This window comes from Pseudoalteromonas sp. P1-11 (assembly GCF_001399995.1).
Lineage (GTDB): Bacteria > Pseudomonadota > Gammaproteobacteria > Enterobacterales > Alteromonadaceae > Pseudoalteromonas > Pseudoalteromonas atlantica.
The window spans coordinates 355168-376461 of sequence record NZ_LJSP01000003.1 but is presented as its reverse complement, the minus strand read 5'-3'; the positions used below and the strand labels follow the sequence as shown (position 1 = coordinate 376461).

The following is a 21294-nucleotide window of genomic DNA, read 5'->3' as shown; positions in this document are numbered from 1 at the left end:
AGCTGTTAGCTGTTAGCTGTTAGCTGTTAGCTGTTAGCTGTTAGCTGTAATGGGGATGGGTTTGTGTAAACCCATCAATTGTTCTAACTATAGATTTTTAATGTGTGACTCTATCGCCCCAAATTTCTTCTAGGCGGTTATCGCGTCCGCAGCGCCAGCGGTAGGTATTGTAGCGTATGGGGTTATTTTTATAATAATCCTGATGGTAGCTTTCTTTACCTTTAATTGGGTAAAAAGTGCTGGCATTAAGTATTGGCGTGACCACTGTTTGATTTGGGAATTCTGCTATTACGGCTTGTTTGGTTTGCTCTGCTATTTTGCGCTCTTGCTCGTTAGCTACAAATATGGCGCTTAAATAACTTGGGCCTTTATCGCAAAATTGGCCTTTGGCATCAAAGGGATCAATATTTACCCAAAAATGATCAAGTATGCCTTTGTAGCTTACTACATCAGGGTCGTAAGTAATTTGTACTGCTTCATAATGGCCTTGATGGGTACCATTGTAGGTCGGGTTTTTAATTTTACCGCCGGTAAAACCCGATATAACATCTTTTACGCCTTTAAGCTTTTCAAAGTCGCTTTCCATACACCAAAAACATCCACCGGCTAAAACTGCTTTTTCGGTTTTGGCTGCATGTGAAAAGGTGCTAAACAACATTGCGGCAGATGTTAATGCAAGCGTAAGTGATTTTTTCATATAATAATCTACCTCTAGTATGAGTTTAAATACATATTCTTAATAGTTAGACCCTTTAACTGTAAAACCTATTTCATTGTTTTTAGTAGGCTAACGTGAATAGCGGAAAAAGTAATATACGTAATGGTTTTTAATTAAGGCCATACGTACATTGGGCAACCTCTGTAGCACAATGTTGTATTATCAGAGTGTGTTTATTAAAGTGAAAGCATTGAGATAAAAGTAGCAGGTGTTAAATGAACCAGTTAACCGAAAAATCGATAAGTTGCCCGTATTGCGGCGAAAGTATAGAAGTATTATTAGACGCGGCAGATATTGGTGAGCAATACATAGAAGACTGCCAAGTATGTTGTAAGCCTATTTCGTTTGTTGTTTTTGAAGATGAAGACGAGTTAAAAGTAAATGTATACAGTGAAGACGATACATTTTAATCCTTCGTTACTCTATATATAGTTGGCTGCACAGTGGCAGCCACTTCCGTTTATACACGGGCGCTAGCTATTATTTTGCTCTCGGGCTAATTGGTTTGGTAACAGCTCTTCTACTATTTCGCGTGCGGGGAGTGTATAACGTGTGCCGTCAAACATTACCGAGGTAAACTCGTTTATATTAGTAATGCCTGTTAGGGTCCAGCCCTCACCACGTTTAGGACAGTATACGGTTGTGGTAGGTTGAATTACTTTAAAATCGTCGCTCATTATTGCTCTCAATATTGGCTATAAAGATAATGCTTGTGAATACGCTATGGTAAGTTAATAATGCTTAACCATAAAGCGCTATTTTAACTCCTGTATAAAATGTTTAAAACAACTCAGCTTGAACGCGTTACATTGCGTTTAATTACCCATAAGCATGCCCCGCAGTTATTTTCTATTTTGAATCACCCGCAAGTGAGCGAATTTAACGACTATAAAACCCCCTTAAGTAAATGCCAAATTAAGCAATTAATTCAAGACGATATTACCGCCTATTACGAAGGCGAAGTGATAAGAGTGGCTATTGAACATAATATAAATGGCAAACTTATGGGCACCTGCGGGCTTTATAATTTATCGCCTTGTAAAAGTAGGGCGTTTATTGGGTTTGAGCTTGATCCTATGTATTGGGATAAGGGCATTATGTTTGAGGTAATAACCGGCTTTGTTAAAACACTTAAACAGGCTATACCGCTTAATTACTTAGCGGCGCAGGTAAGTGCACATAATGCGCGTTCGCATAACTTATTAGTTAAATTAGGCTTTAGTTTGGGTGAGCATTCTATTTGGTATAAACACGTTTAGGACTGCATTAGTCATGTATTAGTGCTGCATTTACATTATACACGTTAGTAAATTTCATCATAAGAGGAACAAATGCAATATAAAAAATAGCCAATTTGGCTTATAGTTAAGCGTAAGCAAATGAATTTGTTACCCGAGTTTTTAAAACGTGTTCGCTTAACAAGGATTTTATATGCTAGAAAAACTATCTCAAGATGCCCTCGTTATTTGGGCCACTATTGACCCAATAGGGACTATGGCGCTTTTTGCTGCGCTGACTTCTCATTTAAGTGATCAACAACGTCGTAAAACTGCGTTTAAAACTGTGCTATATGCAGGCGCTGTGTTACTTGGCTCTATTTTAATAGGGCAGCTTATTTTAAATGCGATGGGTATACGGCTGGTATCGTTTCAGTTAGGGGGCGGGATAATTTTATTTTTGTTTGGCTTACAAATGATATTTGGCAATGATTCTAACAAAGCAAAACAAGACCCAGGGCACGATATTGCAGTGTTTCCGCTTGCTATACCTGCTACCGCCACACCAGGTGCTATTTTAGCCGTTATATTACTTACCGATAATCACATTCATCCAATTACAACCCAAATAGGCACAGCTTTAATTACACTGGCAGTGTTAGGTGTAACCTTAATTTTGTTGTTGCTGTCGGGCAAAATTATAAAGCTAATTGGTATTGGCGGTGCGTCTATTTTAACCCGTGTGATGGGGATGATACTGGCTGCTTTTTCTGTAGAGCTGATTATGACTGCACTTGAAGTTAAGCAGTGGGTTAAGCTCGATTAAATAACTCCTAAACATTTAAAGGAATGACGCATGGCAATAAAAATAACAAAACACTATTTTATTAATTTAAGTTTAGCCGTAGTCATTTTTGCTATCGGTATTTTAGCCATACGCTATTACAACCATTATGTATCGCACTATACCGACGTAACAATTAACTCAAGCGTGCTTAATGAGTCGCGCAAAGTGTTTATAAGATTACCCGTTAATTACGATCCTAAAAGAGCGTATCCGTTAATTATTAAAACCGATGGTAACTTTAATTTAGATACATGGGATAAAGCACTTACAAAACAAGCTAAGAGTGAAAAAGGGGATAAGGCTATATTGGTGTCTATTCCTAATTTGTTTTTTACAGATACACGTAATCGCGATTTAGTGCCTCCTTATGCTCGCCAAGATGTAAATACACAAGCGCGCCCAGAAAATGAAACACTTATAGAGGCAAATGGTGAAGCTGACAAGTTTTTAGCGTTTATTGAAACCGAGTTACTTCCGTATTTATCGGTAAAATATAAGCTTAGTAATAACCGTGTATTAAGTGGTTTTTCGGCAGGTGGCAGCTTTGTGCTTTATACACTGCATACAAAACCTGAACTGTTTAATGGCTACTTTGCTTTTAGCCCAGCGGCTTGGTATGACGATATGACAGTGGTTAATAATGTAGAAGCATTTTTAACTACTCAAGCAAATAAAATTAAGTCGCCTACTTATTTATACCTTTCTGTGGGTGGAGCAGAACATCCGTTAATGTTAAAAGCGTTTGATAATTTAGAGTCTGCTTTAATAGCAAACCCTAATAACAACCTTGTGTGGCAAAGCGCTATAAACGAAGGTGCTGAACATTCAGATAATCCAACACTGAGTGTATCAAAGGGGTTAGCTGGTTATAGTACATTTATTAAAAATAGGTAGATAGTCTCAAACGATAGCTGTATGCATATACAGCTATCGGTGTTTTATCTATTTATGTTACGAATTAACTGGATAGCACTTCACTTAGTTTAATGTTATTAACGAGTTACAGAGGGAAGTTGTTTTAATTTATTTTTGCACAAAAAATAAATTAAAACTGTATTTATATACAGTATTGTATTCTTGAGTTAGAATGCCATCAGTACATATAGACATATACCAAACTCACTGTTATTGCTTTTAACCAGCCTTACGCATTTGTGATCAGCGATAATCTGTTTAATTACTTTGCCATTTAAGTATATTTTCACCGTCTTTATATACTCTTAATGCAATTAATATAAATTAGCTGGTGGCTTTATGGTAAAAGAACACATCATACTAAATTATCGTTATGTAGTAAACTTAGCTAAAGAGTGAAGAAGAATAAAAGTAGCCAATAAATAGGGGATAATTGGCTACTTAATTTGATAATTTTACCGGTTATTGATTGCTGCTTAGTGCGCTTTAGGTTTTACAAGAAGGGCGATAGCTACAACGGCGCTTAAAATACTGCATATTATAAATACGTTATGTTCACCCCCAGGTATGTACTCCATAAAAGAGGTAAAAAACTGGCCGGAGAACACCGCCATTGTAAAATACGATAAGTTACGTCCGCGTACATTTTCAGGGCTTAGCTCTACGGTCATGTGGTTTAAAAGCGGAATGCTAAAACCAAAGCCAATACCAATTAATAGCGCGCCTAATACTAATATCAATGTACTTGATTGTATAAAGCAAAGGTATGATAAACCAAAGGCAAGAAATGCGATTGCTAATACATTTTTCTCACTAAGGCGCTTAGTTGCTTTAGGCATAAATCCCGCTGTAAATACCGCAATTAACGATATAAAAGCCAATAGTTGGCCTATTTCAGACTCATTAAAATTTAGTGCGTGCAAGGTAATAGGTAAAAGCACAGTTGAGGTAAAAAATATGGTCATAGCTAGGGTTGATACTATATAAACCTCTTTAAGCGTTAATGCGTTTGAATGGCTCTTTTTTATTTGTTGAGTTTGCTCTGTGTTATGGGTATTTAATTTCTGCTTGCGGGGTACAAACATGAGTAACATAGCTAAAAATACCCAAGCGATTAAATACAAAGCAAGGGGTAATCCCCAATACATTGACGCTAAAACACCGCCTAAAAATAAAAATATAACGCCACCTAGCTCTATCGCCATGCCTTGTTTGGCAATCATATTCAGTCGGGCTTCGCCGCTGTACCACGTTGAAATTAATACGGTGCAACTTGCCATCACTATTGCTGTAATACCACCTAATGCAAAACGATTAATAAATACTAAGGTTGGGCCATGTAAAAAGTAAGCACATGCACCCACTAATCCGTATAAAAATAAACCTATTATAAGTAAAGGGTATGCGCCGTACTTGTCTATTAATCTTCCGGCTAGGGGGGCAAACACCACCGCACCTAAAGAAGGTAAAGTAATTAATAATACGCTGTTGCTTTGTATGCCTAGGCCATCAGCAATGGTAACTAAACCCGGCGCTAACAGGGTACCAACCATTATGGTTAAGCTTGCAATACATAGTAGAGTAAAATTACCGGCGGTTTTGAGTGAACTCATTTTCTTTCCATTAATTAACGGGTGAATTTATAAGCATGCTTACAGGCATTATTAATACGCAGCGCACACAGCTTTTATAAAGTGTTATAGCAAATAATAGCGATTGTTAACGCCTTCAAACATTTAATTTTTTTCATCATTTAACGTTTAAAATAAAAAAGCCCAGCATATAGCTGGGCTTTGTGTGTTGTTATGGTGGGAAATTAAAACTTGTATCTAAAACCAAATGCAATCCCGTCGTCTTCTGACGCTTCCATTTGTGATTGCTGGTCTTTGTCATCACTTTCAAAGTCGCTAAAATCTTTACGGGCTTCAGCGTAGGCAATGGTGTTTTCGTCAATTAAGTAATGAACACCAATCACAGCAAACTGACGTTTGAATACATCATTAGGATCGGTATTAAAGTTAGGTTGAATAACGTAATCGTCACCGGCATCTAAAATGTTATAAGCCACAAAAGGGCGCACATCGTTATCAAAACGGTACGACATAAATGTTTCTACACCAATAGAATCTTTAATTAAGCGCCCTAGGTTATCGGTATCGTGGTTTTCACTTTTATTTATGTTAGCGGCAACGTATAAACCTGGTTTTTCAATGCTGCCCCACATTACACCCGCACCAAAAATTAAGTCTTCAACGGTTTGTGTTGTGCCATCGCCATACGTTACATCAAATTCACCACGGTTTACGCCTGCTGTTAACGTTAGCATGTCGGTTGCGTTATAAGTTACAGAACCACCAAAGGTGTAGTTAAACTCTACTTCTTGAGCTGCGCTGTCGCCATCATTCCACAGGGCTTCACACGCTTGTTCAGAAATATCATCAACATCACAGGTATAAAATTCGCTGTTTTTAAGTTGCGCTTGAACTGCAAAGCTAAAGTCGTTGTAGCTATTACGGTATTGAATTAATTTATCACCACGGCCAGTACCATTTACAGCACCGTCGTCTTTGTTGTATGTGTAAACACCCGCAGCATTACCATCCCATACAAAGCTGTTATTGGTGCCATAAACTACGTCGTACCACGCACCCCATTGTTTACCAATGGTAATTTGCCCGTACTTTTCGTGCGAAAGGCCAGCATAACCCAAACGGTTATATAAAAACTCATCTTGAATAGATTCAAAGCGGTTGTTGTAAATAATATCGCTACTACCAACAGGGTTTACACCCCATTCAACAAGCGCCAGTGCCGACCAGTCTTTTTTAAGTTGGCGAGTAAAGCCAAAGTTTATACGTGATGTACCATTTACCACTTCGGTTTGGTTTTGCGTATTAATAACGCGCACATCAAGGTAACCACCTACTTTAATAGTGTTCTTTTCATCCTTATAGAGCTCTACTGCTGAAGCAGCTGGCGCGACTACTATGCTTGTTCCTAATAGTAGGGTTACAAAGTTTTTAATCATTTGTGATGCCTTGTGTGTATTAACTTTAAAAAGTGACATTAAATTCAGAAGGCATGAAGACTAACAAAGCCCTTATGGGCTCAAAAGTGAAAAATAATCAATGAAATTAGCGCTAAAAATGAATATATATTCACTGGAGGTTAATGGTGTTTTTTATCTGTTAAGGGATAGGCTTTTTTTGATTAAAAACTACGTAAATAGTGCTGAAAATAGCGCAAGTAAGTGGGTCTTAAAATGAGTTTTTTTCATGTTGGATAAAAATAAAACGCTAGTGCAAAAACTCTAAAAAGCATTTTATATCATAAATATATACCCAGTTATCTGTTTTTTAAAATGCTTTGCGATAAACAATCGACTTATTAAGTTAAACGGGTTTATTAATGAAAATTTAAACCCTGATATGGCGCACAAATCGCGCTATTATTTTTAGCTAAGCGCATTTTTTTAGTTGAATAAGCATTCACTGGCTTAATCGCGTTTTTAGGCACTATTTGTTAGGCATTAATTTACGCCTTTAATGAGTGGAATAGGGCATAGTTCATACGCTTTCAACCTTAAACTTTCATAGAAAAAAAGCTGTATTTAGTTTAAACTGCGCGCAATTTAAATACATCATGTCCCCTTGGAGGGTAGCGCTATTATTAGTACAGCTAACATCACCATGCAATTTGGTGCTAAACCGTTATTTGAAAACATATCTGCAAAGTTTGGCGAAGGAAACCGTTACGGTTTAATTGGTGCAAACGGCTGTGGTAAATCTACATTTATGAAAATCCTAAGTGGCGAACTAGAGCCCTCTGCAGGTAACGTAAGTACAGATCCAAATGAACGTGTGGCTAAACTAAACCAAGACCAGTTTGCTTACGAAGAATACTCTGTAATTGATACTGTGATCATGGGCCATAAAGAATTATGGGATATTAAACAAGAGCGCGATCGCATTTACTCATTACCAGAGATGAGTGAAGAAGACGGCATGAAAGTAGCCGATTTAGAAACTGAATTTGCCGAAATGGACGGCTATTCAGCTGAGTCTAAAGCGGGTGAGCTTTTATTAGGGGTAGGTATTTCGACAGAGCAGCATTACGGCCCTATGTCTGAAATAGCACCCGGTTTTAAACTACGTGTGTTACTTGCGCAAGTACTGTTTTCTGACCCTGATATTATGCTACTTGATGAGCCAACCAATAACTTGGACATTTACACCATTAAATGGTTGGAAGATGTGCTTAATCAACGCGACTGCACCATGATCATCATCTCGCATGACCGTCACTTTTTAAACTCAGTATGTACGCACATGGCTGATATTGATTACGGCGAACTTCGTATTTACCCAGGTAACTACGATGAGTACATGTTTGCAGCAACACAAGCACGTGAGCGCCTATTAAGTGAAAACGCGAAAAAGAAAAGCCAAATTGCCGAACTACAACAGTTTGTATCGCGCTTTTCTGCAAACGCATCAAAGGCTAAACAAGCAACGTCACGCGCAAAACGTATTGATAAAATTCAGCTAGAAGAAGTAAAAGCCTCTTCTCGCCAATCGCCGTTTATTCGCTTTGAGCAAGAAAAACAGCTATTTCGTAACGCATTAGAAATGACCAACCTAAGCCAAGGTTTTGAAGACAATACGCTATTTTCAAATTTAGAAGGCTTAGTAGAAGTAGGTGAGCGCATTGCTATTATCGGTGAAAACGGTGTAGGTAAAACAACATTACTTAATACTCTTGCTGGGCGTTTAGCACCTAAGTCGGGCGAGTTTAAGTGGTCTGAAAATGCCAATATTGGTTACTACGCGCAAGATCATGCTGACGAGTTTGAAAAAGACATGAACTTGTTTGAGTGGATGGAGCAATGGCAACAAGAAGGCGACGACGAGCAAGTGGTTCGTGGCTTTTTAGGGCGCATGTTGTTTTCGCAAAACGATATTAAAAAGTCTGTAAAGGTTATTTCAGGTGGTGAACAAGGCCGTATGTTATTTGGTAAAATTATGATGCATAAACCAAATATACTGTTAATGGATGAGCCAACAAACCACATGGATATGGAGTCTATCGAGGCGTTAAACCTTGCATTAGAAGCGTACGAAGGCACATTATTGTTTGTATCGCACGATCGCCAGTTTGTATCATCGGTTGCTACCCGCATTTGGGAGATAAAAGACGGCAAGGTGATTGACTTTAGAGGCAACTACAGCGAATACCTAGCAAGCAAAGAAGTATAAGCACTTTGTAACTGCAACCCTTTAAAAGCCATGTTAAACGTGGCTTTTTTTGTTTTTGTGAGTCGCAATTAAACTTGGTTTGGGTATAATACCCGCCTAAAACCGGACATAAGTCCGCTATTTTTAAAATACATTACTGAGGAGTATTTATGACTGTTGGCATTATTATGGGTTCTAAATCAGATTGGCCAACCATGGAACACGCAGCGCTCATGCTCGAAAAATTTGGTATTGAGTACGAAACAAAAGTGGTCTCTGCGCACCGCACTCCTCAACTTCTTGCAGATTATGCAAATTCAGCCGCAGATCGTGGTATAAAAGTCATTATTGCTGGCGCCGGTGGTGCTGCGCATTTACCAGGTATGGCAGCGGCATTTACATCGCTTCCTGTGCTTGGTGTACCGGTTAAATCTAAAGCCTTAAACGGTGTAGATTCATTGTTATCTATTTGCCAAATGCCAAAAGGCGTAGCCGTAGGTACACTTGCTATTGGTGAGCCAGGCGCTGCTAACGCAGGTTTACTTGCTGCACAAATTTTAGGGTGCCAAAACCCAGAAATTTTTGCAAAAATTGAAGCATTTCGTAAAGAACAAACCGAGACTATTTTAGCCAACCCTAATCCTGCAGAGTAAAAATGAAAATTTTAATTTTAGGTGCCGGCCAACTTGCGCGAATGATGAGCCTAGCAGGCGCCCCCCTTAATTTAAATGTGGTTGCGTACGATGTAGGCAGCCAAAAAATTATGCATCCGCTAACCGGTGAAATTTACACAACCACACTTGAGCAGGCAATTAGTGACGCTGATGCGATTACCGCAGAGTTTGAGCATATCCCCGATGATGTACTTACACTATGCTGCAACAGTAATAAATTTTACCCAGGGAAAGCTGCCATAAAAACTGGTGGCGACCGCGCATTAGAAAAAGCGTTACTAGATAAAACAAACGTAGCATGTGCGCCGTATCAACTGATCACAGAAAAAGCGCATTTAGAATTAGCGGTTAAAACCCTAGGTAAACCGCTGGTTATTAAAACGTGCCAAGCAGGGTACGATGGTAAAGGGCAGTGGCGTTTAAAATCAGATGACCAAATAGAGCAAATTTGGTCAGAAATGGCTGATTTTATTGCCTCTGGCACACAGGATGCGCCCCACAGCATTATTGCTGAAAAAATGATCCCGTTTGACCGTGAAGTCTCTATTATTGGTGCACGCGATAAGCAAGGTAATGTGGCTATTTACCCAATTACTGAAAACGAGCACACCAACGGTGTGCTTACTTTGTCGATTGCAGGTAAAAATAACACGCTGGTTGAGCAGCAGGCCCATAGTGCATTTACAAAAATTGCTAGCGAGCTTAATTATGTTGGCGTACTTGCCATTGAGTTTTTTGATGTAAACGGTACTTTACTGGTTAACGAAATTGCGCCGCGAGTTCATAACTCAGGGCACTGGACACAGCAAGGCTGCCATTGTTCGCAGTTCGAAAACCACATGCGAGCTGTAGCGGGTTTACCACTAGGTAGTACAGAGCTTAAGCATATTACCGCCATGATTAATGTGCTGGGCCAAGGATATATTCCTACCGAGGTTTTAACAGTCAGTGATGTAACCAGCCACTGGTACGGAAAAACGGCAAAACCTGGGCGTAAAATGGGGCATATTAATGTATCTGCAGATAACATTAATAAACTTGCCGATAAGCTTGGGCAACTTACCGATTACTTACCTGAGCAAGCGTACCCCGGCATTTTAAAAGCTGCTACTGCACTTATGCTAAGTGAGTAAAGGCTGCAATTAACTAATTAAATACCGTCTTAAGCCGGTATTTTTTTGTCATAAAAATAGGTATTAATTGTGTAATACTGGTAAAGTCTATTTTTTAATTTTTTGAAGTAAAAAAATGAAACTAAACATACTTTATGGCGCATTAGCCATTGCCGCTTCATTTAGTTTAAATGCTACAGCCAGCCAAAGCCTTCGTATTGCCACCTTTAATGTGAGTATGGATGCGACTAATCACACGCCAAAAGGCGAGCAAGTAAACCCCGATGCGCTAGTTAATGCACTAAAATCAAACCACCAGCAAATAAAAAATATAGCCGAAATAATTCAGCGTGTTCGCCCTGACATTATTTTATTAAACGAGTTTGACTACGTACCCAAAGCGCAAGGTATAGATTATTTTAAACGCCAGTTTTTAAATGTAAGCCAAAATAAACAAGCCCCCATTGATTACCCATACAGTTTTATTGCCCCTGTAAATACAGGCCTTGCTACTGAGTTTGACCTTGATAATAACGGTAAAAAAACCGCTGTAATGGGCGATGCGCAAGGTTTTGGTTTTTTTGAAGGGCATTACGCAATGGCTATTTTATCTAAATACCCCATTAACTTTGAGAAACTGCGCACGCTTCAAACGTTTAAATATAAAGATATGCCTGATGCGCAAATGCCAATAGACCCTAAAACAAAAGAGAATTGGTATAACACGCAAGAATGGCAAGCGCTTAGGCTTAGCTCTAAATCGTTTTGGGATGTACCTGTTGTAGTAAACAATAAAACAGTGCATGTACTAGCCTCGCACCCAACACCGCCGGTGTTTGATGGCGACGAAGACAGAAACGGCAAACGCAATCATGACGAAGTTAGGTTAATTGCCGATTATGTTGCTAATAAAGCCTATATTTACGACGATAACGGCCAAAAAGGCGGATTAAAAGCAAACTCACGGTTTGTTATTTTAGGTGACTTAAACGCCGCGCCTGAAGGGGATAAAGCACGGGTTGAAACCACCAATCAAATTTTAAATAATCCACTTATAAATTCGCAATTTATACCGAAAAGCGCCGGTGCTAAAGAGCAGTACCCGCAGTCATATGCAAAGCACTTTACCGCTAACTGGCAAGCGCGTGTAGATTATGTATTACCTTCTACCTATGGGTTTAAAATACAAGACGGCGGGGTGTTTTGGCCCACTAAAAACAGCGAGCAATATAGATTAATAAAAGATAGAAACGCATCGAGCGATCACCGATTGGTGTGGCTCGATTTGCTAATAGAGTAAACTCAGCTTTACCGTGAAAATGTGTTATTTATCTTAAAAAATTGCAATAACTCAAGTGCTTCTGCTTAAATACGGCTCAATTATAATAACCGTATAGAAGCACTATGATTTTTAACCTATCGTCATCAAAAACATTAGTAGCGCTTGCTGTAACCTCTAGCATTATGCTTGCAGGTTGTAGTGCTACCGCCAATACCTCTTCATCACAGCAAAGCGCTTTACCAGCAACTCCCGTTGCTGCGGTTGTAAACACACCTGCTGATGCTGGCTCGCAAAATATTACGCTAGAACAAGCCATGGCAAACCCTGATTGGATAGGCAACCAGCCTAAAAATGCGTACTGGGCAAGTGATTCAGCCACCATTATTTATGCTCAAAAGCAGCAAGGCAGTAACCTAAACGATATTTATAGCCAGCCAATTAACAGCAAAAAAGCGATGCAAGTATCACTTGATAAACTGCATACTGTAGGAGCTTCTAAAGCGGTTTATTCATCAGATAGAACACTTCAAGCTTATACGTTTAAAGGCAATGTATTTGTTAAAAACCTAACAACGGGTGAACTTAAACAAATAACAGCCACCTCAGCAAATGAGTCTAAACCACAGTTTTTAAATAATGGCGATTTAGTTTACCGCCAAGGTAGTGTGTTTTTTAAAGTTGATTTAAAAACAGGGCTAACTACAGAGCTTGCTAACTTAAAATTGGCCGATAAGCCAAAAGGGTTACAAGAGCCAACTAGTTACATAGCAAAAGAGCAGCACAAACTGATTGAGTTTGTGGCGCTGCAGCATAAAAACAAACAGGATACGCAAACACGCAATGAGCAAATAAACACGCAAAATAGCTCCATTGCTAACACCGCTTTTTATTTAGGTGATGGCAATGTAATTAAAGAAGCGCAACTATCGCCAAACGGTGATGCTTTAATTGTTGTGCTGCAAAAGCAGCAATCGTGGCGTGATAAAGGCGATATTATGCCTAACTACATCACCGATGATGCCACTATAGAGCCTAAAAAAGTGCGCCGTCGTGTGGCAGATGCAAAAGAGCAAACATCATCTGTGATACACATTAACCTTGTAGATAAAACACAAACGCCACTGAGCTTTGATACGCTACCGGGCTTTGATGAAGATGTTTTAGCCGAGGTTAAAAAAGAAAACTACGCGCGTGATGGTAAAACATATAAATCTAAAAAAGCGCCACGCGGTATTAACTTAATTACTAATTGGGGTTTAAACCAAGCTCCCATAGTGTGGAACGATGACGGCACGCAAGTTGCCATTATGCTAGAGGCGTGGGATAACAAAGACCGCTGGATAGCCACAATCGACTTTGATAAAAACGAGCTTGTGTCGCAGCACCGCCTGCATGATGATGCTTGGATAGCTTACGCGTTTAACAATTTTGGCTGGTTACATAATTCAAACACCCTGTATTACTTATCAGAAGAGTCGGGCTATAGTCAGCTTTACAAAAAACCGCTTAACGGCAAAGCAACCGCTTTAACTAGTGGCCAGTTTGAAGTATCGGACATTACGTTAACTCATGATAATAGCGCTATTTATTACAAGGCAAACGTAGAGCACCCAGGCCTTTACGAAATTTACCGTGTTAACCCACAAACAGGTAAAAACGAGCAAGTGACTGACCTTAACGGTTTGACCGACTACACGTTAAGCCCAGACGAAAGTAAATTACTGCTTAAGCACTCTAAAATAACAATGCCAACAGAGCTTTTTGTTGCCGATGCTAAAGCAAACACCACGGCTACACAGCTCACCCATACGGTGTCGGATGAATTTTTAGCTAAAAAGCTCACCGCACCTAAAATTGTTGCCGTGCCATCTAGCCACACAGAGCAACCTATTTATGCCAAGGTATATTACCCAAGTGACTATGTAGAAGGTGAAACAGGCAAAACCCGTAAAGCGGTTATTTTTAACCACGGAGCAGGGTACTTACAAAACTCACACATGGGTTGGTCTGTGTATTTTCGTGAGTTTATGTTTCATTCATTACTTGCCGATGAAGGTTACATAGTGATGGACATGGATTACCGCGCTTCTAAAGGTTATGGCCGCGATTGGCGTACTGCGATTTATCGCCAAATGGGTACACCTGAAACGCAAGATTTAGCAGATGGCGTTAAATGGATGGCGCAAAACGCAAATGTTGATACCAACGCAGTAGGCACATACGGTGGCTCATACGGCGGGTTTATGACCTTTATGGCGCTATTTACTGCCCCTGAGCTATTTCAATCGGGGGCAGCACTTCGTCCAGTAACCGATTGGGCGCATTACAACACCGCTTACACGGCTAATATTTTGAATCACCCAGATGTAGATCCCATTGCGTATGAGCGCAGCTCGCCAATTTATTACGCAGAGGGCTTAAACAAGCGCTTATTAATTAACGCGCCTATGGTTGACGATAACGTGTTTTTTCAAGACTCAGTACGTTTAGTACAGCGATTAATTGAACTTGAAAAGCAAAACTTTGAAACGGCTATCTTTCCGGTAGAGCCGCATGGCTTTGTACAGCCGTCAAGTTGGTTAGATGAATACCGCCGTATTCATAAATTATTTAAAGAAACACTTTAATCTTAAATTTAAAAATTAAAGTATAAAAACAAAAACGCCGCGTTAACTAACGCGGCGTTTTTATAAATATTGAAAAGCTTAATCGCTATTTTTTAAGTATTTAATTGCTAAAGGTATGCCAAGCAATGTGCCGCCAATAGCGCCAATTAAGTGCGCATCAATGGCAACGGTTGAATCAATTAATTGGCCAATACTGGCATCGGGGCCGTTTACTTGCTCCATTATTATTTTTATCCACACGCCTATAAATAATAAATAACCCGATTTAAGCGACAGGGTAATGTCTTTTACCGCTCCCCAAATAATGACACCATGCAATAGGGCGCTTAACCCCGTGTATATAGATATAGCAGGGCAAAACCATAATACGCCGAGCCCACACCACAGTGCTAAAAAACACACATTAAAGGCATAACGCGCAGGCGATGTGTATTCGCCATGCAGTAACCAAATTAAAAATATGCCTAATGCGTTTAATCCTAAATGCGCCCAGTTAGCGTGTACAAATTGACTGGTAAACACTCGCCAAACTTCGCCGTTTTCAATGAGTGCTCGGTTAAATTCAAGTAAATTATTTAAATCAAATGCAGCAAAAACAATACTAAAAAGCATCAAAAATAATGGCGGAAGTAAATAACGAGGTTGTAGCGGTAAATTAAGCATTTTATTATGTTTTTTTAGTCAAAATTTTTGCATATTGTGCCCGTTTAACTTTAAGATGCCAAATACAACTACGTAATTAAGTGTTTTTAGTATTTTTATGCATTTTAAACTTAAGTCATTATTTACTATTGGTTTGTTTGCAGTAACGCTGCCAACAATAGCAAAAGAACCTGCAAAATTAGAAATTCGTGAGCCAGAAGCCACCACCTCAATTGTACAAAAACAATTAGTAACTGGTGATCAATACATGGTGGCCGCGGCCAACCCGTATGCCTCACAAGCTGGAAAACAGATTTTAGCTAAAGGCGGAAGCGCGGTAGATGCGGCAATTGCAACGCAATTAGTGCTTACCTTAGTTGAGCCACAATCATCGGGCATTGGTGGTGGTACATTTATGATGTATTACAACAAAGCCGATAACCTACTTACAAGCTTTGATGGCCGAGAAACCGCGCCACAAAATGCAGACGAAAACCTGTTTTTAGATAAACACGGTAAAGCCGTTAAGTGGATTGAAGCAGTTGTTGGCGGTCGCTCTGTGGGTGTGCCAGGTATTTTGCACGCCTTTGCAAGTGCGCATCAACAATACGGTAAACTTGCGTGGAGCGAGTTATTTAAACCCGCTATTAAACTTGCCGAGCAGGGCTTTGAGGTGTCGCCACGTTTACATGGTTTATTGGCACGCCAATTAAACCCAGGTGTAATGAGTATGCCGGTGATTAACGAGTACTTTTACCCTAATGGCGAATTAATTAAAGCCGGTACTATTAAAAAAAATCAACCCTTAGCTAATTTATACAAAGACATTGCTAAACAAGGCATTGATGCATTTTATAAAGGCGATAACGCTAAGCAAATGGTAAACGCAGTGCAAAATTCAAAAATTGCACCGGGTACATTAAGCGAATCAGACCTGGCTAATTACAAAAGCAAGCAACGCGACGCAGTATGTATTAAATACCGTACTTATAATGTGTGCTCTATGGCCCCACCGAGCAGTGGTGGTGTAGCGGTATTACAAATTTTGGGCTTGCTTGAACACAAAGACATGAGCGCGCTTAAACCTAATAGCGAAGAGGCAATTCATTACTTTAGCCAAGCCTCACGCATAGCATTTGCCGATCGTAATATGTACATGGGCGACCCTGATTTTACACAAGTGCCTACCAAAGAGCTGTTAAATAAAAAGTACATTGCATCGCGCGCCAAGCTTATTACTGAGCAAGACACAAAAGCAGTAGCAGGTAATCCGGTAGGCTACTTAAGCTACGCAAAAGATGATTCTTTTGAGTTGCCATCAACATCGCATGTATCCATTGTAGATAGCTTTGGTAATGCCGTATCAATGACCAGTTCAATTGAAATGGCATTTGGCTCAACTGTGATGGTTAATGGCTTTATTTTAAATAACCAATTAACCGATTTTGCGCTTTCGCCACGTATTGACGGCAAATTAGTAGCTAACCGCGTTGAGGCGGGCAAACGCCCACGCAGCTCTATGTCGCCGGTAATGGTGTTTAACAACGACGGCAGCTTACGCTTAGTGGTTGGCTCGCCAGGTGGCAGCCGTATCATTGATTATGTAGCGCAAGTGGTTATTGGTGTGCTGGATTGGAACTTATCGGCGCAAGAGGCGATTAACCTGCCAAGAACCACCAATCGTAACGATTACACGAGCCTTGAAAAAGGCACTGCGCTTGAAGCCATAGCCCCACAATTAACTAAACGCGGCCATGCGGTACGCGTACTTGATTTAAACTCTGGCTTACATGCCGTAGAAGTTAAAAACAATAAATTGTATGGCGGTGCCGATCCGCGCCGTGAAGGGGTTGCTTTGTCGGATTTAACTGACAAAAACGCCACTATCAAATTTTAATTTATGTATAATAGCCATGCAGGCAGTGAAGCCTGCATGTGTTTTCTCTCAATGGTCTGACAAGCTTAATTGTCATTGCAATTTAACCTTTTACAATGATAATGGCAGATCATAACTTAAGACTCCGTTAAAGCCTGGAAATATGACAACTAATACTGATCCTAACTACCTTTATATTCCTTACTCTGGCCCTGGCCTAATTGAAACTCCGCTTTTAAACAAAGGCAGCGCGTTTAGTAAAAAAGAACGCGAAAACTTTAACCTTGCGGGTTTACTTCCTCCACGTTTTGAAACAATTGAAGAGCAGGTTGAGCGTTGTTATCAGCAGTATTCAAGCTTTAACGATAACTTAAACAAGCATATTTATTTGCGTGCCATTCAAGATAACAACGAAACACTTTACTACCGTTTAGTGCGTGATCATCTTGAAGAAATGATGCCAATTATTTACACGCCAACGGTTGGTGATGCCTGTGAAAAATTCTCAGATATTTACCGCAGTGCACGTGGCTTATTTATTTCTTACGAAGATCGCTATCAAATTGACGACATTCTACGTAACGCCACCAAAGGCAAAGTAAAAGTAATTGTGGTTACCGATGGCGAACGTATTTTAGGCCTAGGCGATCAGGGTATTGGTGGCATGGGTATTCCTATAGGTAAGTTATCACTTTACACAGCGTGTGGTGGTATTAGCCCAGCGTACACATTACCTGTAATGCTTGATGTAGGTACTAACAACGAAAAACTTCTTAATGACCCTATGTACATGGGCGCGCGTCATAAGCGTATTGCGCAAGATGAATACGATGAGTTTTTAGACTTATTCATTAAAGCGGTTAAACGTCGCTGGCCAAATGTATTACTGCAGTTTGAAGATTTTGCACAGCCAAACGCTATGCCATTACTTAAACGCTACCGTAACGAAATTTGTAGCTTTAACGATGACATTCAAGGTACTGCAGCGGTAACTGTGGGCTCTTTATTAGCTGCGTGTCGTGTTAAAGGCTCAACCCTTAGCGAGCAAAAAGTGGTATTTGTTGGCGCAGGCTCAGCCGGTTGTGGTATTGCAGAGCAAATTATTAGCCAAATGGTGTTTGAAGGCATTAGCGAAGCACAAGCGCGCAGCCAAGTATTTATGGTTGACCGTTTTGGCCTACTCACTGAAGGCATGGGAGGCTTACGCGATTTCCAACAAGCACTAGCGCAACCACAAGCTGCATTAAGCGAGTGGACTTACAGCGGTGAATACGCTTCATTATTAGATGTAATGCACTGTGCAGCACCTGATATTTTAATTGGTGTATCGGGTCAACCGGGCTTATTTACCGAGCAAGTTATCCGCGCTATGCATTCAGGCTGTGAACAACCGATTATTTTCCCATTAAGTAATCCATCTAAGCAGGTTGAAGCACACCCAGCTGATGTTATTAAATGGACTGAAGGTAAAGCACTTGTAGCAACGGGTAGCCCATTTGAACCAGTAGAGTTTAATGGTGAAGTGTTCCCAATTCCACAATGTAACAACAGTTATATTTTCCCAGGTATTGGCCTAGGTGTAATTGCAGCAAAAGCAACACGCATTACCGATGCAATGCTGAGTATGTCGAGCGAAATGCTGGCTGAGTCATCCCCCCGTGCAAATACCGGTAAAGGCAGCTTATTACCTGCACTGACTGAAATTGAAACATTAAGTAAGCGTATTGCATTTGCAGTGGCTAAAAAAGCAATTGAAGAGGGCGTAGCTCTTGAGATTAGCGATGATGCACTGTGGGCTGCTATTGATAGAAATTACTGGTTACCTAAATACCGTAACTACAAACGTTGTAGCATTTAATTACGCTGAGTAACGTAAAGTAAATAAGGCTGTACGTTGCGTTACAGCCAGTTACAAAAAACAGGCAATTGCCTGTTTTTTTGTGCTTGTTCATTTATTGTTAACCACGTAGGCTCTTTAATGGTGACAACAAAAATACAATGGATAATGCAATGAAAACACACATTCTTTTATTAAGTAGCGCAATTGCCTTAAGTACCTTAAGTGTTGATGCGCATGCAAACTCAACACCTAACGCCCCTCATATTTATGTTAAAGGTGAAGCAACCGTAACCACTATGCCTGATTACGTACAATTAAGCGTAGGCATTGTAGAAATAGATAAAGACCTAATTGATGCTAAAAACAAAGCGGATAAAACCATGGCTAAAGCGATCAAATTAGTAAAAGAGCTTGGCATTAAAGACGGTAATATTAATGCAGGGCATATTTCTATAAATCGCGAAAGCCAATACAACAGAAGCTCTGGCGAGCAAGAATTTAAAGGCTTTAGAGTGTCGCGTGCGTTAAGCGTTAAACTCTCGCAAATCGAAAAATACCCTCAGCTGTTACAAAACCTAGTAAATAACGGCATTAACCAAATAAACCAAACTCAATTTTTAGCGAGCAACTATGAAGAGCTGCACAAACAGGCGCAAAAACTGGCCATTCAAGATGCCCGTAAAGCCGCTAAAGAACTAAGTGCCGATTACGGCGTTGAGCTTAAAGGGTTATATACGGCATCACTAAGCCCAATGAACTTACCTGCTCAGCCTTATGCACGCTCAGAAAAAACGATGATGGTAGCAGATAGCGCACCCGGTAATTTTGTTCCTGATGCGTATCATGCTGGAGAAATTAAAGTAACAGCGTCTAGCTATGCGGTTTACTTTATTGACTAGTATGTTTGCAGGTAAAACGAGCCACTAGTTTATCCCCTTGTGGCTTGCTAATGCGGGCAATCGCGTTAAGCATGTTGGTAATTTCTTGTCTGTCGTATTCGTTACTTACATGCTCGTTTATGTCATCTACAATGGCATTTAAGTAATTAAATAGGCTGTTTCGGGCTGCATCATTGCCATGCGCTACAAACAATATATTTTTAAATGCCTCTAAAACGTTCGTCATTACATACGCATCGCCTTTTGCGTAATTACGCAGTGGCGTAAAGTTATCGTGCAGTAACTCATCAAAACTGGTTTCATGTATAAAGAGTAACGGGGCGTTGTCGCTGTGTTTAAACGAATAGTTTGTATCGTTAAGAGACAGGCGCTCAATTAATAAAATACTCAGCATATCTATCGATTTAACCGCTGTACCAGGGTCATTAATACCTGGGCTCATTGCTTTAACGGCAATTTCTGAAATTTGCGTTAATCCATAACGGTAATGATCGCTAATGTACTCTTCTATATAAAAAATAAAGCAGTCTAAAATTTTTGCAATAAGTTCTTCGTTGTTAGAAATGTCTTTATCGCATTTTAAAAACGGATAGCCTTTTACGGTAAAGTAACCTTGGTTTACCGAGATATACACCCGAATATTTTCCTCGGCTAATATGGCGCATAACTTATCTGTATGCACCCCTTTGTAATAACCCTCGGTAGTGCTATTAACTGAGTGCCACTGTGTAAAATCAGGAAAGTCAGTGAACGGTTTTTCTGATTGCCTATCGACAATGGCTTTAATTTCGCGTTTAGTTTGGCTAAATAAACCGTTAAGTACATTATCTACTTGAATGGCTTTAGATATTGAATGAATAAAAAATACAAACAAGCCAAGCGATACTAAGCCAAACACCAATGACAGCAGCACCCCAAGCGATGGAATAGCGGTATCGCCACCTTCAAGCTTATTAATGTTAATGAGCATAATAATTGAGTAAATTATGCTGCCTAAATAAAAGCCCAATACCATTTGATGTGACTTACGGGTAATAAGCCCAGGTACAACCCGCGGAGATAAACTGGCGCTGGCCGAATTTAAAACCACCATCACCATAGAAAAACTAAACACCGTAAGCGATATAATACTGCCTGCTAGCGTGCTTAAAATGGTGCGGGCATTTTCGGCGCTATCTACGAGCACAACAGATATAAACGCCTTGAGCTGCTCTACAGGTGCTATGTATTCAAGCGACATGGTAATTACAGCAAAAAGTAAAAAACCAACCGAAAGTACAGAAGGGTAAAAGCCAATGCTGTTGATCATTTCACGATAGCGGTCGGCTACTTTGCGAGGGACAAACATAAATTCCTTTCATTGCGTTATAAAATTCAACTAATACACACTGTAGCATAGTTACTAAGTAAA

Annotated in this window: 18 protein-coding genes; 12 read left to right on the top strand and 6 right to left on the bottom strand. The window is 39.9% G+C overall.

Features of this window, described 5'->3' with window-relative positions; genetic code table 11:
- Window positions 1-97: 97 nt before the first annotated feature.
- On the bottom strand, window positions 98-697 hold the full coding sequence (gene msrA, locus AN390_RS07385) for a peptide-methionine (S)-S-oxide reductase MsrA (protein ID WP_055253608.1): 600 nt from the start codon (window positions 695-697) through the stop codon (window positions 98-100).
- Between the two features lie 236 nt (window positions 698-933).
- Here msrA and AN390_RS07380 point away from each other — a divergent pair, with 236 nt between their 5' ends.
- A complete protein-coding gene (locus AN390_RS07380; RefSeq protein WP_004586615.1) occupies window positions 934-1128 on the top strand; it encodes a CPXCG motif-containing cysteine-rich protein in 195 nt (64 codons plus the stop codon).
- 63 nt (window positions 1129-1191) lie between these two features.
- Here AN390_RS07380 and AN390_RS07375 read toward each other — a convergent pair whose 3' ends face one another.
- Window positions 1192-1395, bottom strand: coding sequence for a hypothetical protein (locus AN390_RS07375; RefSeq protein WP_004586614.1), 204 nt, complete (start codon window positions 1393-1395; stop codon window positions 1192-1194).
- Between the two features lie 99 nt (window positions 1396-1494).
- Here AN390_RS07375 and AN390_RS07370 point away from each other — a divergent pair, with 99 nt between their 5' ends.
- The 3 genes from AN390_RS07370 to AN390_RS07360 all read left to right on the top strand — a co-directional run bounded on the left by AN390_RS07370 (window position 1495) and on the right by AN390_RS07360 (window position 3676).
- Window positions 1495-1977, top strand: a complete 483-nt coding sequence (locus tag AN390_RS07370) for a GNAT family N-acetyltransferase (RefSeq protein WP_055253606.1) — start codon at window positions 1495-1497, stop codon at window positions 1975-1977.
- 172 nt (window positions 1978-2149) lie between these two features.
- Window positions 2150-2761: a MarC family protein gene (locus tag AN390_RS07365; RefSeq protein WP_055253603.1), complete on the top strand. Its 612-nt coding sequence runs from the start codon at window positions 2150-2152 to the stop codon at window positions 2759-2761.
- A gap of 30 nt (window positions 2762-2791) precedes the next feature.
- On the top strand, window positions 2792-3676 hold the full coding sequence (locus AN390_RS07360; protein ID WP_055253602.1) for an alpha/beta hydrolase: 885 nt from the start codon (window positions 2792-2794) through the stop codon (window positions 3674-3676).
- A gap of 497 nt (window positions 3677-4173) precedes the next feature.
- Here AN390_RS07360 and AN390_RS07355 read toward each other — a convergent pair whose 3' ends face one another.
- Together AN390_RS07355 and AN390_RS07350 are read right to left on the bottom strand one after the other, a co-directional pair.
- Entirely contained in the window at window positions 4174-5310 is a 1137-nt protein-coding gene (locus tag AN390_RS07355; RefSeq protein WP_055253600.1) for an MFS transporter, read from the bottom strand.
- A gap of 203 nt (window positions 5311-5513) precedes the next feature.
- A complete protein-coding gene (locus tag AN390_RS07350; RefSeq protein ID WP_055253817.1) occupies window positions 5514-6725 on the bottom strand; it encodes a porin in 1212 nt (403 codons plus the stop codon).
- A 637-nt stretch (window positions 6726-7362) separates the two neighbouring features.
- On the opposite strand from AN390_RS07350, the gene AN390_RS07345 reads away from it, so the two are divergent.
- From AN390_RS07345 to AN390_RS07325, 5 genes are all read left to right on the top strand, one after another.
- A complete protein-coding gene (locus AN390_RS07345) occupies window positions 7363-8952 on the top strand; it encodes an ABC-F family ATPase (RefSeq protein WP_095206740.1) in 1590 nt (529 codons plus the stop codon).
- 149 nt (window positions 8953-9101) lie between these two features.
- Window positions 9102-9584, top strand: coding sequence for a 5-(carboxyamino)imidazole ribonucleotide mutase (gene purE / locus AN390_RS07340; protein WP_024033606.1), 483 nt, complete (start codon window positions 9102-9104; stop codon window positions 9582-9584).
- Window positions 9585-9586: 2 nt separating this feature from the next.
- The gene (locus AN390_RS07335; RefSeq protein WP_055253595.1) at window positions 9587-10738 is read left to right on the top strand and encodes a 5-(carboxyamino)imidazole ribonucleotide synthase; all 1152 of its coding nucleotides are present in this window, start codon (window positions 9587-9589) and stop codon (window positions 10736-10738) included.
- Window positions 10739-10853: 115 nt separating this feature from the next.
- Window positions 10854-12017: an endonuclease/exonuclease/phosphatase family protein gene (locus AN390_RS07330; protein ID WP_055253593.1), complete on the top strand. Its 1164-nt coding sequence runs from the start codon at window positions 10854-10856 to the stop codon at window positions 12015-12017.
- Window positions 12018-12121: 104 nt separating this feature from the next.
- The gene (locus AN390_RS07325; protein WP_055253591.1) at window positions 12122-14626 is read left to right on the top strand and encodes a prolyl oligopeptidase family serine peptidase; all 2505 of its coding nucleotides are present in this window, start codon (window positions 12122-12124) and stop codon (window positions 14624-14626) included.
- A 78-nt stretch (window positions 14627-14704) separates the two neighbouring features.
- Here AN390_RS07325 and rrtA read toward each other — a convergent pair whose 3' ends face one another.
- Window positions 14705-15289, bottom strand: a complete 585-nt coding sequence (rrtA, locus tag AN390_RS07320; protein WP_055253589.1) for a rhombosortase — start codon at window positions 15287-15289, stop codon at window positions 14705-14707.
- 97 nt (window positions 15290-15386) lie between these two features.
- Between rrtA and ggt the strand changes: the two genes are divergently transcribed.
- The 3 genes from ggt to AN390_RS07305 all read left to right on the top strand — a co-directional run bounded on the left by ggt (window position 15387) and on the right by AN390_RS07305 (window position 19883).
- Entirely contained in the window at window positions 15387-17165 is a 1779-nt protein-coding gene (ggt, locus tag AN390_RS07315; RefSeq protein ID WP_055253587.1) for a gamma-glutamyltransferase, read from the top strand.
- 142 nt (window positions 17166-17307) lie between these two features.
- Window positions 17308-19002, top strand: a complete 1695-nt coding sequence (locus tag AN390_RS07310; protein ID WP_054982515.1) for an NAD-dependent malic enzyme — start codon at window positions 17308-17310, stop codon at window positions 19000-19002.
- 152 nt (window positions 19003-19154) lie between these two features.
- On the top strand, window positions 19155-19883 hold the full coding sequence (locus AN390_RS07305) for an SIMPL domain-containing protein (protein ID WP_055253585.1): 729 nt from the start codon (window positions 19155-19157) through the stop codon (window positions 19881-19883).
- Here the strand turns inward: AN390_RS07305 and AN390_RS07300 are convergent.
- Window positions 19873-21231, bottom strand: coding sequence for a DUF2254 domain-containing protein (locus AN390_RS07300; RefSeq protein ID WP_055253583.1), 1359 nt, complete (start codon window positions 21229-21231; stop codon window positions 19873-19875). The two genes, AN390_RS07305 and AN390_RS07300, sit on opposite strands and share 11 nt — an antisense overlap.
- Window positions 21232-21294: the final 63 nt, after the last annotated feature.